This is a genomic window from Burkholderia cepacia (genome assembly GCF_001718835.1).
In the GTDB taxonomy this organism is placed as follows: Bacteria; Pseudomonadota; Gammaproteobacteria; order Burkholderiales; family Burkholderiaceae; genus Burkholderia; species Burkholderia cepacia_F.
On sequence record NZ_CP013444.1, the window covers coordinates 1,138,502 to 1,154,228 of the forward strand.

General features: G+C 56.5%; 13 protein-coding genes and 2 pseudogenes. 9 read left to right on the plus strand and 6 right to left on the minus strand.

Going from position 1 to position 15,727, the window contains the following annotated elements; all coding sequences use genetic code 11:
- Positions 1-77: 77 nt before the first annotated feature.
- Complete coding sequence (locus WT26_RS25395; protein ID WP_060292783.1) at positions 78-644, plus strand: VOC family protein; 567 nt, start codon at positions 78-80, stop codon at positions 642-644.
- Between the two features lie 166 nt (positions 645-810).
- On the plus strand, positions 811-1,623 hold the full coding sequence (locus WT26_RS25400) for an IclR family transcriptional regulator (RefSeq protein ID WP_060292782.1): 813 nt from the start codon (positions 811-813) through the stop codon (positions 1,621-1,623).
- Between the two features lie 126 nt (positions 1,624-1,749).
- Here the strand turns inward: WT26_RS25400 and WT26_RS25405 are convergent.
- A pseudogene (locus WT26_RS25405) lies at positions 1,750-2,421 on the minus strand (IS5/IS1182 family transposase); the annotation flags it as partial.
- Positions 2,422-2,448: 27 nt separating this feature from the next.
- Positions 2,449-2,886 carry a MarR family winged helix-turn-helix transcriptional regulator gene (locus tag WT26_RS36325; RefSeq protein WP_157654285.1) on the minus strand — a complete coding sequence of 146 codons (438 nt, stop codon included), beginning with the start codon at positions 2,884-2,886 and terminating at the stop codon, positions 2,449-2,451.
- Between the two features lie 717 nt (positions 2,887-3,603).
- On the opposite strand from WT26_RS36325, the gene WT26_RS25410 reads away from it, so the two are divergent.
- From WT26_RS25410 to WT26_RS25430, 6 genes and pseudogenes are all read left to right on the plus strand, one after another.
- Positions 3,604-4,572 (plus strand): LysR substrate-binding domain-containing protein, encoded by a 969-nt coding sequence (locus tag WT26_RS25410; protein WP_196222198.1) that lies wholly within the window; start codon positions 3,604-3,606, stop codon positions 4,570-4,572.
- A gap of 503 nt (positions 4,573-5,075) precedes the next feature.
- The gene (locus WT26_RS25415) at positions 5,076-6,473 is read left to right on the plus strand and encodes an Nramp family divalent metal transporter (RefSeq protein ID WP_069271088.1); all 1,398 of its coding nucleotides are present in this window, start codon (positions 5,076-5,078) and stop codon (positions 6,471-6,473) included.
- A gap of 74 nt (positions 6,474-6,547) precedes the next feature.
- Positions 6,548-7,303: a response regulator transcription factor gene (locus tag WT26_RS25420; protein WP_060292779.1), complete on the plus strand. Its 756-nt coding sequence runs from the start codon at positions 6,548-6,550 to the stop codon at positions 7,301-7,303.
- A gap of 185 nt (positions 7,304-7,488) precedes the next feature.
- Positions 7,489-7,743, plus strand: a pseudogene (locus WT26_RS39130) (Rieske 2Fe-2S domain-containing protein); the annotation flags it as partial.
- Between the two features lie 69 nt (positions 7,744-7,812).
- Positions 7,813-8,553, plus strand: a complete 741-nt coding sequence (locus WT26_RS25425) for a hypothetical protein (RefSeq protein WP_230461729.1) — start codon at positions 7,813-7,815, stop codon at positions 8,551-8,553.
- Positions 8,554-8,732: 179 nt separating this feature from the next.
- Positions 8,733-9,728: an aldo/keto reductase gene (locus WT26_RS25430; protein WP_232442199.1), complete on the plus strand. Its 996-nt coding sequence runs from the start codon at positions 8,733-8,735 to the stop codon at positions 9,726-9,728.
- A gap of 91 nt (positions 9,729-9,819) precedes the next feature.
- Here the strand turns inward: WT26_RS25430 and WT26_RS25435 are convergent, their stop codons facing one another.
- The 4 genes from WT26_RS25435 to WT26_RS25450 all read right to left on the minus strand — a co-directional run bounded on the left by WT26_RS25435 (position 9,820) and on the right by WT26_RS25450 (position 13,361).
- Entirely contained in the window at positions 9,820-11,064 is a 1,245-nt protein-coding gene (locus WT26_RS25435; protein ID WP_069271090.1) for an amidohydrolase family protein, read from the minus strand.
- 13 nt (positions 11,065-11,077) lie between these two features.
- Complete coding sequence (locus WT26_RS25440; RefSeq protein ID WP_155123204.1) at positions 11,078-11,440, minus strand: hypothetical protein; 363 nt, start codon at positions 11,438-11,440, stop codon at positions 11,078-11,080.
- Positions 11,427-11,792: a Rieske (2Fe-2S) protein gene (locus WT26_RS36330; RefSeq protein WP_080430757.1), complete on the minus strand. Its 366-nt coding sequence runs from the start codon at positions 11,790-11,792 to the stop codon at positions 11,427-11,429. Before WT26_RS36330 ends, WT26_RS25440 begins: the two co-directional genes overlap by 14 nt.
- A gap of 228 nt (positions 11,793-12,020) precedes the next feature.
- A complete protein-coding gene (locus tag WT26_RS25450) occupies positions 12,021-13,361 on the minus strand; it encodes an MFS transporter (protein ID WP_060292774.1) in 1,341 nt (446 codons plus the stop codon).
- Positions 13,362-14,002: 641 nt separating this feature from the next.
- On the opposite strand from WT26_RS25450, the gene WT26_RS25455 reads away from it, so the two are divergent.
- The gene (locus WT26_RS25455) at positions 14,003-15,502 is read left to right on the plus strand and encodes an aldehyde dehydrogenase (protein ID WP_060292773.1); all 1,500 of its coding nucleotides are present in this window, start codon (positions 14,003-14,005) and stop codon (positions 15,500-15,502) included.
- Positions 15,503-15,727 lie beyond the last annotated feature (225 nt).

Here is a 15,727-nt window from a genome sequence, read left to right on the forward strand (position 1 = left end):
ATTATTTGAGAATAAAATATATTTATCGGTGGGTGCAACGTGTTTTTCGTTAGGGGTTATCACTACTGGAGACAGGCATGGAAGGTACGAAGAAAGCGCGACGCGGGCTATCGCTGAGCCATATGGGCTTCTACGTGAGCGACATGGCACGGGTGGAAGACTTCTATTCGCGGGTGCTGGAGTTCACCGTGACGGATCGTGGGACGCTGCAGGCGCCGCACGGCGAAATGCGGTTGGTGTTCCTGAGCCGTGATCCCGCGGTTCATCACCAGATCGTGCTTGCGAGCGGTCGGCCGGAGCACCTGGCGTTCAATCCGATCAATCAGATTTCGTTCGAAGCGGACAGTCTTGACACGCTCAGGCAGTTTCACGCGCGCTTTGTCTCGGAAGGTTTGCAAGAGATCAGCCCCGTCACGCATGGCAACGCGATTTCGATCTATGTGCGCGACCCCGAGGGCAACCGGCTGGAGATCTTCATCGACACGCCCTGGTACGTCGATCAACCGATGCGGGTACCGGTCGATTTTGACTTGCCTGACGCGGAACTGATGGCGGCCGTTGAGCACCACGCGAGTGCGCTGCCGGGATTCAGGTCACGAACCGATTGGCAGGCCGAGATGGCCGTGCGCATGGGCCTTGTCTAACATGTTGCCTGCCCGATCGGCTGCGCATCGGGCAAGCGCAAACGCAGTGCCCGGCGCAAAACGGGTTGGCAGCCGCGCATCCAACCGCTTTCCGTGAACCGGGAAGACCGACGGGCAAACGCGCTAGTGGCATAATCCGCTCACATAGAAGGAGTTCAGCATCCAGATGTCGAGCATCACCCGGCTGTTATCCATACTCGAACTGTTTTCGGAGGCCAGGCCGTTCTTGTCCGCCGAAGACGTTGCTGCCGAACTCGATTGCTCGGCGCCGACGGCTTATCGCTACGTGCGTGAGCTTGTGGATGCGGGTTTGCTCGTCCGGTTCACGGGCGGAGAGTACGGTCTCGGTCCTCGCATCATCAGGCTGGATTACCACCTGCGCGCGTCGGATCCGCTGCTTGCCGTTGGCCAGCCGATCATGCACGAGTTAAGCGAGCATTCCGGCTTCGATGTTGTGATGTCGCGCTGGTACGGAAACGAGCTTGTTGACACGCATCGGGAGACTCACGACGCGGCGCTTGACCTCCGCTACGGCCGAGGCCGACCGAGGCCCCTGTTTCTTGGCGCCGCTCCGAAGGCGATCCTTTCCACCTTCCCGAAGGCCAAGCTCGCGATCCTGTTCGAACAATATCCCGAGGACATTGCACAAAGCGGCCTTGGGACGACGCTTGAAGAGTTTCGGGCTTCGCTCCTCAAAATCCGACGCGCGGGTTTTTATCTCTCAAAAGACGAACTGGAGCACGGGGTTTCGGCACTCGCGTCGCCGCTGTTCACCGACGACGCCGGTGAAGCGGTCGGATCGCTTGCGTTGATCGTCCCGACTCAACGTCTTGAGTTCGCTAATCTGGAGCGTCTCGTCGAATCGCTGCGCGAAGCCGCGGCGCGCACTTCGCAGCGCACGCGCGCGGCTATTGAAAGCCGGGCGATCGCGACGTCTGGGTCGTCGCACGCCGTGTCTTCAACAAGGCGCTCGGCATAATTCATGACCATTTGCGCCTACAAGGGTTCGGTGCAATTGGATCGCTTTCGAAGACTCAACTCGTTGCCGCTGCACCTGGCATTAGCTAGTCGGCCCTGAACAATTCGTTTTGTCGCGCAGTTGAAGCTATGCCGCCGACAGCGCAGCGGTTTGGAAGTTGAGCAAAGCGGCGAGAATCAGGGCGTAAAAAAGCCGCAGCTTGCGCAGGATCATCCGCAGGTTGTGGCCGGCACCGCACAGCACTGCGCGGATCGCATCGCCCAACGAACCCTTGAGCCAATTGCGATCCAGCTTGCCGTCGGCCTTCATGTGGCCGATGGCCGGCTCTATCGCGCTGCGACGCCGAATCGTTGCTCGCAGCCCGCGCGTAATACCGCGTCGCAAGCCTGGGTGATAGACCTTCACACCATCGACGGCGACTCCCTTGTAGCCTCGGTCGACGACAGCAATCTCCGGCTGAACGTCGCTGAGGATCGCCGCTTGTTCCAACGCTTCGGCCAGCGTCTGCCCACCGTACGGATTGCCCCGCATCGGGCGTGCTCCTACCACCAAGCCCTCCCGGTGCGTCGTCGTGATCAACACCTTCACGCCGATTTCGTAAGGCTTTCGCGCTTTGCCCTTCGCCAGGCACTCAACTTCCGGCGCGTGCAGCGTGTACAGCTTGTTCTTGTCCTTTTGCTTCTGCGACACAATCCGTTTCGTGTGTCCGATCAGTTCTTCCAGCGCCGCGCGGCTTTGCTGCGCCACGCCATCGAGCTGTCGCTCGAAGTCGCGCATCACACGGTGTGCGGCTTTTCTCCTTTTCGAAGTCAGTGAAACCGCACGCTATTGAACTGCTCCCGCGACCTTGGGAAGCAAGGTGAGTAGTTGTTCACGTTCGGCGCGCGTCAGTTGGGAGGCGATGACATGCTCGAACTCAGCCATGATGGCGCGGCCGCGCTTGACCTCGGACCGCCCTTCAGGGGTCAACTCAAGTTCATATACGCGGCGGTCCGTCTCGCTCGGCTGTCTCGTGACTAGAGACAGCGCTTCAAGAGCATCGACGACCTTCACTACATTAGGCCCCGCAATGTTCAATGCCGTTCCCAGCGCTACCTGGCTGATACCAGGATTGGCGTCAATCGTCAGCAAGGCAGTCAGGCGGGCGGGTGACAGCTCAGGAGGCAGCAATTGAAACATTGCATCCACGCAGCGCACTTGTGCGCGCTTGATTGCATAACCAAGTGAGCAATCCAGCAGGTCTGGTTGCTGCAGCGGATCCAACGTCGTCTTTGGCGTTCGCCGTGCTTGACCGTTCACGGCTGACGTGTTGGCGCGGGCTCGGTTCGGTGTGTCCGTTTCAAGGGTTTTCTTGCGGCTAGCCATCGTCTTGGGTGTGGGGTAGGGAATCTACTTAAACGCGGGAACTTGTATCGGTAGTGTAGCACTTATAATGATTACCTAAGGTAATCATTAATTTGCATCGTGATGTGATGCTCGGCGTGGACGCGATGAGCGAAGTACCGACGACCGTCAATCCGGTCGTGGTGGCCAAGTCGCCGCAACGCGCGCCAGCCGCCATTGCGGCGACCGATCGCTTTATCCGCAACATCTGGTATGCCGCCACGTGGGCACACGCCAGGCTTGATGGCGTTAAATCGTTTGTTCCAATGCGTACTCTCCACCTGTGTCCGTGTGGCAGGTCCTGGCGTGTAAGTAATCGGTGCGAACACTTCCTGGTACCAGCACCGTCCTCGGATCGCTGCTAGGTGCCGACAAGCGCGGCACCTTGGGTTTTGCGCAAAAGAGCTTCGTTCCGCTCACCTGGATAAGGACGATCTCATACTGGATATGAGCAATTTTCGTTGGCGATCGCCAATCCGGCTTGCTAGCCTGTGCTGCAGGTATGAGATTGAATCGTATAGTTGTAGTCCGGTAACTTCGGCTACGAGGTGGACCTTCGGGCACTTCGGTGCGCTCAACAATGAATTTGGTTCGGCGATGGAATCAGCTCAAGCGGTCCATGACGGCAGTGACGAGGAGGGGTCTGACGACCGCCCTTATATCGGACCCCGTCGTCTTCCAAACTCACTGGCAAGTCTGCGAGCATTCGAAGCGGTTGCACGCCGCCAGAGCTTTACGAAAGCCGCGGTTGAATTGAGTTTGACGCAAACCGCCGTCAGTCACCAAGTCCGCAAGCTGGAACACCACCTTCGAGCCAAGTTGTTCGTTCGAGATCGTGATGCCGTCCGGCTGTCCGATACAGGCAGGCAGTATCTGCCTGCAGTCAGGGGCGCGCTGAACATGCTGTCTGCAGCCACTCAGCGAATTGTCGACCAGAGCGATGAAGGAACGCTTTCCATCGTTTCGCTTGCCGGATTTGGCTTGAAATGCCTGCTTCCGTTGCTGCCAGACTTCCGGCGCAGGTATCCGAGCATACGTATTCGCTTCGAGAGCGTGGTCTCCCACGATGCTAAAGCGAGCTACAACTACGACGTTTCGATACGTTATGGCTTTGGTGACTGGCCGGGTATGGTCACGCATCGCATTGCACCTGAAGAACTCTTTCCAGTGTGCAGCCCGACCCTTCTCGCAAGTTCGAACGTGACATCGCACCGCGACATGTTGCGACACACGGCCATCTGCACCAGTTCATTGGCATTCCGGGACGATTGGCCGGAATGGCTAGCCCTTTACGGTTGCTCTCCTGACGAGTTCGCCGACTGGGTTTGTTGCGACACCATGCTCTCGGCGTCGCAGGCCGCCATCGACGGACTCGGGTTTGCCATGGGGAGAACACCCCTAGTCGATCGCGATATCCGGGAAGGACGACTGATCGAGCCTTTCCAGCGGCGTTTGAAGTCGAATACTGGGTATTACGTCACCAGCACGCCAGAACACGCAAGGCGAAAGACGGTGAAGATGTTCGTGGAGTGGCTGCTTGAGCAGTTCACACATGCCGAATCCTGATTGGAATACAGGGCGAGTTGATTTTGTGCAGAAGCCATTGGCCGACGTCAGCATAAAAAATGGTGGGGTGATTTTAGGGGAGCACTCGGCGGCGCAGTCGCACCACTGTTGTGACGATGGGCCGACGGATGAAAATTTGTCACGGTTCCCACATGTTTTTTCATTTTCCTTGCGCCGCAGATGGAATTACGCTGATTCGTGAGCTTGTACGACGGCTCAATTTATTGGCGGCCACACGGGAGCCTAATCCACGTCTCGCGCGGGTGCCGCGCGGATTGTCGCAAGGAAGGCAACATGAGTGCAATGCAAAAGAGAGCGCTTTTCATCGACTCGCTTCGTATGAGGCGACTGTGCAAGCGTATGGTGGGCGCTGCAATCGTCGCGGGTGGTATCGCGGTACAGGTGCCCCAAGTTGTTCATTATTTCAATTCGTCCTTTTCAAAACGATGTTTCGTGATCGATGACGCGTGCGGACCGCATGATTCACACGGAGTTTCCGCTCGATGATGCCTCTCGAAAACGGAGGGAAATTGCGCTCGCCTGTGAGGCGATCTTATCTGTTCGGCTATATCGGATCAGCAACCATGGTGAGCATTGGTTACATGGATCCGGGAAACTGGGCAACTGATCTGGAGGGCGGCGCACGATTCGGGTACCAATTGTTGTGGGTGGTAGTGGTTTCGAACCTGATCGCTATTCTGTTGCAAAGCCTATCAGCGCGATTGGGTATTGTGGCCGGAATGGATCTGGCACAGGCATGTAGACGCTACTACTCCCCACCCATTGCAATCGCACTCTGGGTGCTTAGCGAAGGCGCGATCATTGCATGTGACCTTGCAGAAGTTCTGGGTAGCGCGATCGCACTCAATCTCATCTTCGGAATTCCCCTCGCGTGGGGGGCTGCGGTGACAGGTCTAGATGTCATGTTGATTCTTGTGCTTCAGAAATATGGAATACGCAAGCTGGAGGCGTTTGTCGCGGTATTGGCGTTCACGATCGGCGCGTGCATGGTCGCTGAGTTGTTCTTTGTTCACCCGGTATGGGGCGAAGTGGTGACCGGGTTGGTACCCCGCGTACGAGAGGAGAGCGTGTATATTGCTATCGGTATCCTGGGAGCAACGGTGATGCCCCATAACCTTTACCTGCATTCGTGGCTAGTGAAGGCAGAACGAATCGAACGGACCGCCGAGGAGAAGCGTTTCGCACTTCGATTCAGTTGCATAGACATCGTGTTGGCACTGAATGTGGCGCTGTTTATCAACGCAGCGATTCTCATTCTTGCTGCGGGAGTGTTCCACACTCGAGGTGTTGAGGTGACCGAGTTGCGTCAAGCCCATGAGCTTCTGACGCCGATGCTGGGCACCATGTTGCCTGCCCTGATCTTTGCGATTGCGTTGTTGGCTTCCGGACAAAGTTCGATGATCACGGGGACATTGGCAGGCCAAGTGGTGATGGAGGGCTTCATTCAACTGCGGATGAGCCCGGTAAGACGTCGGCTCCTCACGCGCAGTCTGTCTGTGGTTCCCGCCACGATGGCGCTTGCCATTGGTGGAGAGCGAGGTGGGCTTAGCCTGTTAGTGCTCAGCCAAATCGTGTTGAGCCTCCAGCTTCCATTTGCAATGGTCCCTCTTATCAGATGCACGACTCACGCAGGAATCATGGGCGAATTTGTGATCTCGCGCTCGATACAGTGTCTGATCTGGGGGGCGGCGCTGGCCATCATCGCGATGAATGCCTGGTTGGTGATCGGTGTCATCAGTGAAGCGGTGGTGGGGTGGTGGTGGTGGGCTGTTTGCTCGCTCGCACCTCTTTGTGGGTTGCTGGTCTGGATCGCTTTGGTGCCACTGATGCACGGTCGGGCGGATGCCGCAACCGACGAACTCGCCGAACTGTCCGCCTAGTAGCAGAAGAAACCATAGAGATAGATGGCGCTGATCCGACGCGTCGCTGAACTCTCTCTTGACGTGGCGAGGAGATGGATGTGCTGGACAACATCATTCTTTCAATCGGACGACCGGAGTTCGGCGATGTGTTGTTTGATGCGTTTCGTAGGGAAATGCGCGTCCGCCAAGTTGTGCTGTTTAAATTCTCGGATCCGTCTTCGATTGCATCCTTGGCAGCCAGAGATGATCGCGATGACCATTCTGCGTTGTTGTTGGTTCAGAAGTATTTTACGCGTTACCATGCTTTCGACCCATTCAGAAAGCAATGCATCGCAGCTCCCACGCGAAACGTGAAATGGATGCGATTCACCGTGAGGGAGATCGCCGAAGACGAATATTCCCAGAGGATGTTTGTCGAACCCGGAATTGTCGGGAAGTTGAGCGTGATCGTCCAACGCCCAGATGGCGCCATCTGTTTGTCGCTCTACCGGGACAAGCAAGAGGGAGATTTTTGTGTGGTAAACGTCATTGACAACGTCAAGGCACCGCTTGCTGCAGCAAGCGAGCGCCATGCCGAATTGACACCCGCGAGCCGTGCCCAGAATCTAATGCATATTGCACTGCTGCTTCAAAGCGGTCGCGATCTATCCCAACGCGAAGCGCAAGTATGTGCCCGGATTGTGTCCGGGTATTCGAATGAGGCCATTGCGCTCGATCTGGTGTTGTCGGTGCATTCCGTTCGAACGTACAGAAAGCGGGCCTATTGGAAGTTGGGTGTGACCTCCCAAAATGAGCTTTTCTCGATCATCCTGAACGCGGAGCGAGGCGCCTCGAGGTTGACCCAGTGAGCCTTCGTAGCGCATGAACTCTGTCCCTCATCGGGGTGACTTGTCAGTACGGCGGTATCGATGGAGCATTGCTTCTCGTGGAAGCCTTCGCGAATCGCTTGACCCACGACACCAAAGCGGACATTGCCGGACGTCATTGTTGGACGGCGAGACGGTCATGTACCGGGAGCTAGAGAGGAGTCGAAATGGCATTCTTGCGTAACACTTGGTATGTCGCACTGTGGTCCCAGGATCTCTTGCCGGGACAGACAATTTCTCGAACATTTCTCAATGAGCCTATCGTGCTGTTTAGGCGAGACGATGGGACAGTTGCTGCGCTGGCGGACGCTTGTGCACATCGATTTGCCCCCCTGTCCATGGGGAAAATCGTCAAAGGCGGTAACATTCGGTGTCCATACCACGCATTGGAGTTCGATGGGTCTGGCGCCTGTGTTTTCAATCCGCATGGCAGTGGACGGATCTCTCCTCAGATGAAGGTGAGAAGCTACCCCGTTGTCGAGAAGCACTCGATGATCTGGATCTGGTTAGGAAGCAAAGAGGCGGACGCGTCCTTGATTCCTGACTTCAGCATCCTGGACCCGGACCCCACCAAGGTCGTCAGCAAGCGCGACTGGATCCTCATGGAGGCAGGGTACGAGTTGATCACGGACAACTTGATGGATCTCAGCCACACGGCCGTCGTTCATGAGGGCATATTGGGTGACGAAAGCACAGTCAAGGCGGATCTGACGATCGCTCAGAACGGGACCGCGGTGACTGTCGGACGCAGTGTGCCAAACGCTCCGGCGGTGGGCCTCTATGATCTGCTTTATAAGCGCGACGGACGCGATGTGGACCTCTGGATGGATATGACGTGGCATGTCCCCGGCTGTTTGATCAATGACACGGGTGTAACAGATCCAGGGGCATCCAGAGAGCAGGGCACGGGCTTCTATGGGATGCACTTCTTGACGCCAGAAACCGAACACACCACGTACTACCTGTTTGTCGCCGTGCGGAGAAATCCCATCTCTTGGGGTGGGGCACTTGATAGTGAGATCCAGGCGCAAGTGTCGAAGCTACGACGTATCGCCTTCCAAGACCAAGACCAAGCCATTATCAAAGCGCAACAAGCCATCTTGCGTGGTTTGAAGACACGCAATCAATCGGATAGCGGCGTGCATTTGGAAATCGATGTCGGGCCGGTGAGGTACCAACGTGTTCTCCGCTCCCTGATCGAGGCCGAGCAACTGGCTGGCCAAGATGGCTAGCGCTGGGGTGTTGGTTGGCATGTAAGTACGGATATGGCTCAGTCATTAATGCCGGCTACTGCTATGCATTTCGCGCGTGAGCGGTCGAAATCTCTTGGGAGTGTAAGGCACGCTAGTCACGGACCGCGAGGGCGTTGCGGCCGCCTGAACTGTCAACTGCTACGCAAATTGGAGGAACCATGAATGTAGCGATCCCCCGCCGGAAACTCGGCGTTCACGGGCTAGAGGTTTCGGCTATGGGTTTAGGATGCATGGGAATGTCGGATTTCTATGGGCCGGCGGACGATCGGGTTTCCTTGCAGGTGTTGAATCATGCAGTGGATATCGGCTTGAATTTTCTCGATACTGCCGACATGTATGGAGTAATGGGTGCCAACGAGCGCTTGCTGGCCCAATTGCTGCGCCAGCGCCGCAATGAAGTGACAATCGCCACGAAGTTTGGTTTTGTCCGATCGCCCGAAGGCGCCTATCTCGGCATCAATGGTCGACCCGAGTATGTGCGACAAGCTTGCGACGCAAGCCTGAGGCGTTTGGGTGTGGATCATATCGACCTGTACTATCAACATCGCGTTGATCGCAATGTCCCGATCGAGGAAACGGTGGGCGCGATGGCGGACTTGGTGAAGGAAGGGAAGGTCCGCTATCTGGGCTTATCTGAAGCCTCCGGGGAAACCGTGCGTCGCGCCGCCAAAGTGCACGCGATTTCCGCACTGCAGAGCGAGTATTCGCTATGGACGCGTGAGGTCGAGAATGATGCGCTGCCGGTATGCCAGGAATTGGGCATCGGCTTTGTGGCATACAGCCCGCTCGGTCGTGGTTTCCTGACGGGGACCCTCCAGAGTGAGGACGAACTGGATCCGAGTGACTGGAGGCGGCAGGTTCCACGATTTCAATCTGACAATTTGAAAGAAAACCTGTTATTCGTGAACGCCGTAGTGCAGTTGGCAAAGCAGCGTGGTTGTGCCCCTGGCCAGCTGGCCTTGGCCTGGCTTCTGCATCGAGGCGTGGTTCCGATTCCGGGGACGCGACATGTTGAACGACTGGAAGAGAACGCCGCCTCGGCAACCATGTCACTGAGCGACGAAGAAGTCAGACGAATCGATGACGTACTGCAGCTCATGTCCGTACGTGGTGAACGCCTGCCGGCGGCAGGAATGGCAAGCGTGAACGTTTAGATTGCGAAGATTTCGACACGACTCGCGTTACCCGTAGTTGAAAGGAAAACCCCGCGAACGAATCGCGGGGTTTTCTTTTTGAGCTGCTGTCTCAACGCGTTGCCACAGCGACATTTTCGGTAGAGGCGGGAAAGCGATCGGACGTATCAATGTTGAACAGTTTCTTGGCATTGCCTCCCAAGATTTGTCGACGTGCATCATCCGACAGGAATGGCAGATCCCAGATCACGCTCGGCAAGTCCATGTCCCAATGTGGATAGTCAGACGAGTAGAGGAGTTGGGACTCTGCGTTGATCATCTTGAACGTGAGTTCCAGCGCTTCGCGGTTGTTCACCATCTCCATAGGTTGGCTGGTGTAGAACATCTCGCGCATGTACTCGCTTGGCAGTCTGCGCAATGACGGACACTCCGAGGTACGCATCCGGAAATCGTGGTCGAGACGCTGCATGAGCCACGGAATCCATGCCAACCCCGACTCGATCCAGATCACCTTCAACTTCGGAAAGCGCTCAGGCAGTCCGTTGATCACCCAGTTCGCGCAATGCACAGCATTGAAGAACGTGAAACCCACCGCGTGTGCCGTAATGAAGCGGTTGGTCATCGAGGTCAGCGGGTCACTCCAGCTGTAGGACGCATGGAATGAGATGGGCAGCCCGGCTTCCTCGAGAAGCGCGTAGGTCTTCATGTAGTCGTTGTGGTAAATTGGCCGATAGCGGGTCGACACCACCATGAATCCAATCACCCCTTTTGTGCCGGCATACTTCTTGACCATTTCATACGTCGCCTCCGGGTCATTGAACGGCAGATAGAGCATCGATCGCAGGCGACTGTTGCCGGGCAAGACTTCTTCAACCATCCAGCTGTTGTAGGCCTTCGCCATATTGACCTCAATTTCAACCTGAGGATGAAGGCCAAGGAACAGCATCGGTGTTGGGAACAGGCAGGCGTAGTCGACGCTGAGTGCATCCATCCAGCGATAGGCTTGCTGGAGATCACGCTGAACGCCCGGAGCATTGGGAATGTTCTCGACCTTCCGTCCCAGATAGCGGGCGATCCGGCCACCGCCATCTTGATATCCCGGCTGGTCAATAAGAACAGCTGACGCGCCCCTGTATTTGTACATGTTTAGCGCGCTCTGCCGCAACGCGGGGTCTTCGATGCGCTCGATAATCGGCAGAAGATTGTCGGTTTCGTAGTGATGGCAGTCGACGTCAATGATGAGTACATCATCGAGTCCACGCTGTTCGGCTTGCTTCCGAGCGTTTTTGAGATGTCTGCCGGTGTGATAGTTATCGATCGTTTGGTGATAGGTTGCTTCGCTGGATTCGATCAGCATCGTTTGGCTCCTGTTACTTCATGCCCGACCACGTCTGCCACATGCCAAGCTCAAAAAGCTCTAGGTTTGCGCCGCGTAGCAGGGCTGTCGTTGTCATGAGAATCGCTGTGGGACTGGCACCGTCCAGCGTATTGAGTGGGGTAATTGCCCCGCGCTGTGCGACATCATGTGCATAGAACTCGCACAGCGCTGCGAACAGCTTCTGCAGGGCCAGTAGCGTGATGCCTTGCGATGGGTCGGCACTAGTCGCTTGGCGCAGTTGTTCTGCCAGCGCAGTCGCCGTTTCATCCAGTCGAGATGCGGTGCATGTGGCCGGAAGCCCCTTCTCAACGGCCATTGAAGACGTCGCCGTGACGGCTGGATTAGAGAACGACATAGACATTTCCGTCCCGTTCAGTGACCTCAAATTGCTTCAATGTCACGCTTTCATCGCCTGCATTGGCTCCGGTGATGGCATTGAACTCCCAACCGTGCCACGGACATACCACATGCAGTGTGTCTGGGTTGAAGCGCATGCCGCGATAGCAGCGACGCTCGTCGATGACTTCTTCGACCTTATGAATCAGCAAACCATCGCAAACCGGTCCGCCTTGGTGCGGGCAGACATTGAGGTAGGCGCGCAGTTGCCCCTGAACCCGCATCACACAGATCTGACGGTCGTTGTGCGTCACCAATTGACGCTGGCCCTCGTGAATTTCGTCGGATGGCGCGACGAATATCTCAGTCATATCTGCTCCACAGAGTTAGTCGTGGGAATATTAAAGAGAATTAATATTCGCATCTCAAACGATCTTTCTTGATCGAGAGATGACGTATCGTCATATAGGCCAATGCCCATCGATCTCGCAAGCACGCGTTGATCGATTGACGCTGCGGGTTTTGCGCGCGCAGCGTTGTTCATGAGGAGGATCAAAGCCATACTCAACGCTATTCGTGGAGTTGCGGGTTGTCCGCGATCAAGTCCTCGTCAGCGGTCGGTTGGCGGTTTCTCGCAGCGTGAGTGTCGCAACAAGCGAGATTGCGGCGGCGACGAGCAGGATCCATACGGGAGCAAGAGGCTGTCCTGTTGAGGCAATCAACCACGTTGCCAGGTACGGGCCCGTGCCTGCTAGCACGGCGGCGGTGTTGTAGCCGAGGTTGAATCCGCTCACGCGAACGCGCGTGGAGAACTGTTCGCAGTAGGCCGAAATGAAGACGCCCATGTATAGGGCCTCGAGCTGTCCGAGCAAGATTTGAGCAGCGATGGCCGCGCTCGTGGAATGCGACATGACAACGAATGCCGGATAGGCCGCCAAGAGGTGTGTGATGCAACCGGCGATGAGCAGCGGCTTGCGGCCGACCTTATCTGAGAGCCTTCCCCACAGCGGGATCGCAAGCGCGGCCAGAAACAGCGTGGCGGTTGTTGACCAGGCTGCCGCGGTGCCCGGCATGATGCGTTGCCGCTGAAAGTACGTGGGCAAATAGGCAAAGGTAATGTAGAACGATATGAGCGTCACCAGCGATGATCCACAGACGCCAAGGACCCCTCTCGGGTTGGACTTGAGTGCCTCCAGAGCGGGGACGCGCACTGCGGTACCCGTTGCCTCGATGCGCCCGAACTCCTGGGACTCTTCCATGCGCCAGCGCAAGATCAACGTGATCACGCCGAGCGGCAAGGATACGAGGAACGGGATTCGCCACCCCCAATCCTGAAACGCGCCGGTAGGCATCACGCCACGAAGAACGGCAACGATCAATGCGCCGCACATCGTGCCAATCAAGGCCCCCATGTTCATCATGCTGGTGAATGCGCCGCGTTTCCTGCCAGGCGACGCCTCCACGACATAGGATGCTGCGCTACCCAGCTCACCGCCGGCAGACAGGCCCTGAACGCACCGAAGCAACAGCAGTAGCACTGGAGCGCCGATGCCGATGGCCGCATAGGAGGGCAAAAGGCCGATCAACGTACTTGCGAAGGCCATGCCTGCGACGGAGAACGTCAGGGCCGGCTTACGGCCGTACCGGTCACCCACGTGGCCGATCAGAATGCCGCCCACGGGGCGCAACACAAAGGCGGCGCCAAAGACCCCCAAGGTGTAGAGCAATGCTGCGCTTGAGTTGTTGTATGAGAAGAAGACATCGGAGATCGTGGTCGCGAGGAACGCATACACACTAAAGTCGAAGTACTCGACGATCGTGCCGAACGCGCCAGCGGAAATGATGCGCTTGACGCGCCGCGAGGCTTCAAGATCGGAGTGGTATATATCGCGAGATTGCGGTGTAGCCAGAGCGCTACCAGATTTTTGAATATCATTCATATCGTCTCCTAAGTCTCTGTTTTGTCGCTTACCTGAAGTACGTGGAAGTGTGACCTTGCAGGATTTGAACGAACGCTCATTGAGGCTAGATCCAAGCAGGGTACGCCCATACTCAGGGCTTCTTCTCAAATTCGCTGATCCTGACCGACTCGATTCGATCGTTGCTGTGCTTTAACGGAAGGTTTGGATCGATGCGTGCTGAGTCAAGCGATGCTAGGACAGCAAAAATTCGACTGTTACGAAAGATTGTCATGGCGGAATGACGTTTTCATCACGGCCACGGACGAGGTCAGCGAACAGGCAGAAGGGCAAGAAGTCTTGCGGCTGCTCGGAGTGGATTCACCGAAGCAATAGCGGACGGCCGGCAGGCGATATCAGCCGCCTCTCCCACAAGCGGAATGAACGACGGACCGCTTTGGTGAACGTGGCGAAGCTCAGAAGGTCATTTGCTTTAGACGCGCGGCAGTTCAGTCCGTTGGTGGCCGATATTCATGTGCGAACGTACAAGCAAGCGCTCATGGTGTGATGAAAAATTATCGTTCGTGCAACCGATTCGTCCCGGGTACGCTCTTCTTGTGTTCTAACGTGGTGCACTCACTTCAACGCCAACTTCTACTTTACCGAACTGAGGCTACTTTTCTATGACGAGCGCGAATCTTGAGAGCCAACTGAAAACACCAGAGCAACTCAAAATGTATGTTGACGGGCGATGGGTGGACTCGTCAGACGGTCGAACGTTGATGAGCTTGAATCCATATCAGCAGAAGGTCTGGGCTGTTGTGCCGGACGCATCGCAAGAGGACGTTGCTTCCGCGGTTTCTGCAGCAAGAGCCGCTTTCGATAACGGGCCATGGCGGCGTACCACGCCGCAGCAACGCGCCGCGATGATGCGTAAGCTTGGCGATTTGATTGCTAGCAATGCTGAAAGAATGGCGAGAGTCGAATCGTCCGACAATGGGAAGCTGCTACGAGAGATGCTTGGCCAGTGGAAGTACCTTCCCGAATGGCTGTACTACTTTGCGGGCCTCGCGACGCAATCATGCGGTGAGGTTTTGCCGAGCGACCGCCCGAACTATCTTGCCTTTACCAGAAAAGAGCCGATCGGTGTGGTCGCGGCGATTACGCCTTGGAACTCCCCGTGTCTGCTCATGATGTTCAAGCTAGCACCGGCGCTTGCTGCGGGTTGTACTTTTATTGTGAAGCCGTCGGAGCACACCCCCGTCTCGACGTTGAAGTTCGCAGAGTTGATGGAAGAGGCTGGGTTCCCCCCCGGTGTTTTCAATGTCGTGACTGGTGGACCCGATGTTGGGAAGTGGCTAGTGTCCGACCCGCGCTTGGACAAAATTACTTTTACTGGTTCGGACGGAGTAGGCAAGGCGATCGCCCATGCAGGCGCGGAGAACTTCACACGCGTCTCGCTCGAACTAGGGGGCAAATCGCCGCAAGTCGTTTTCGACGATTGCGATGTGGTGGCAGCCGCTAACGGCGTTATATCGGGGGTGTTCGCCGCAACCGGACAGACCTGCATGGCAGGCTCGCGACTAATCGTACATCGTTCCGTGCACGACCAGATAGTTGAGCGAGTGGTCGACCGCATCAGAAGCATCAAGCTTGGCGATCCCATGGATCTGAGTTCGGAGATGGGGCCGACCGCCACTGAGCCGCAATTCCACAAAGTTCTCTCGATGGTTAAGGCCGCTGAAGCCGAGGGAGCGACGGTTGCCTACGGTGGAAAACCGGCTCCAGAGGGCGGGTTCTTTGTCTTACCGACGGTGCTGACTGGCGTAACAAACTCCATGACCATTGCGCGAGATGAAGTGTTTGGTCCCGTCTTATCAGTGCTGACTTTTGATACCGAAGAGCAAGCTGTGCAGCTGGCAAACGATACTCGCTACGGGTTGGCAGCCGGAGTGTGGACACTCAACGTGCAACGAGCACATCGTGTTGCAGCGCAGCTGCGCGCGGGCAATGTCTGGATCAATGCCTATCGCGTGACGGCGCCGTTTGCGCCCTTCGGAGGCTTCAAACACAGTGGCATCGGGCGGGAGAATGGTCGAGATGGTATGTCTGAGTTTCTAGAAACAAAGACGGTCTGGGTTGAGCTTAGCGGGGCTCTTCGTGATCCGTTCACGATGGGCTAGTTCGGATGGTGGCCGACGTTTTTCGTTTTTGAACCTTCGGGAGGAGGGGGATGTGTATTGGTCTAATGAATCCGGACACTGATTTTGGAAAGGATGCTCGCCATGAAGAGGTGTCTGATGACCAAGCAGCGTCGGACATTTTCCCCCGGGGTTCAAACAGCCGACGCGTGTCTCGTGCTCGACCAGGGCTATAGCCATATGGAGGTGAGTCATTCGGTCGGCGTC

Bases quoted from the DNA above. Each gene is read 5' to 3' on its own strand.
- WT26_RS25440 (WP_155123204.1), bottom strand. From the start codon at position 11,440: ATGTCGTTCTCTAATCCAGCCGTCACGGCGACGTCTTCAATGGCCGTT.
- WT26_RS25425 (WP_230461729.1), top strand. From the start codon at position 7,813: ATGATCTGGATCTGGTTAGGAAGCAAAGAGGCGGACGCGTCCTTGATT.
- WT26_RS36330 (WP_080430757.1), bottom strand. From the start codon at position 11,792: ATGACTGAGATATTCGTCGCGCCATCCGACGAAATTCACGAGGGCCAG.
- WT26_RS25410 (WP_196222198.1), top strand. From the start codon at position 3,604: ATGGAATCAGCTCAAGCGGTCCATGACGGCAGTGACGAGGAGGGGTCT.
- WT26_RS25435 (WP_069271090.1), bottom strand. From the start codon at position 11,064: ATGCTGATCGAATCCAGCGAAGCAACCTATCACCAAACGATCGATAAC.
- WT26_RS25430 (WP_232442199.1), top strand. From the start codon at position 8,733: ATGAATGTAGCGATCCCCCGCCGGAAACTCGGCGTTCACGGGCTAGAG.
- WT26_RS25400 (WP_060292782.1), top strand. From the start codon at position 811: ATGTCGAGCATCACCCGGCTGTTATCCATACTCGAACTGTTTTCGGAG.
- WT26_RS25395 (WP_060292783.1), top strand. From the start codon at position 78: ATGGAAGGTACGAAGAAAGCGCGACGCGGGCTATCGCTGAGCCATATG.
- WT26_RS25420 (WP_060292779.1), top strand. From the start codon at position 6,548: ATGGATGTGCTGGACAACATCATTCTTTCAATCGGACGACCGGAGTTC.
- WT26_RS25450 (WP_060292774.1), bottom strand. From the start codon at position 13,361: ATGAATGATATTCAAAAATCTGGTAGCGCTCTGGCTACACCGCAATCT.
- WT26_RS25415 (WP_069271088.1), top strand. From the start codon at position 5,076: ATGATGCCTCTCGAAAACGGAGGGAAATTGCGCTCGCCTGTGAGGCGA.
- WT26_RS25455 (WP_060292773.1), top strand. From the start codon at position 14,003: ATGACGAGCGCGAATCTTGAGAGCCAACTGAAAACACCAGAGCAACTC.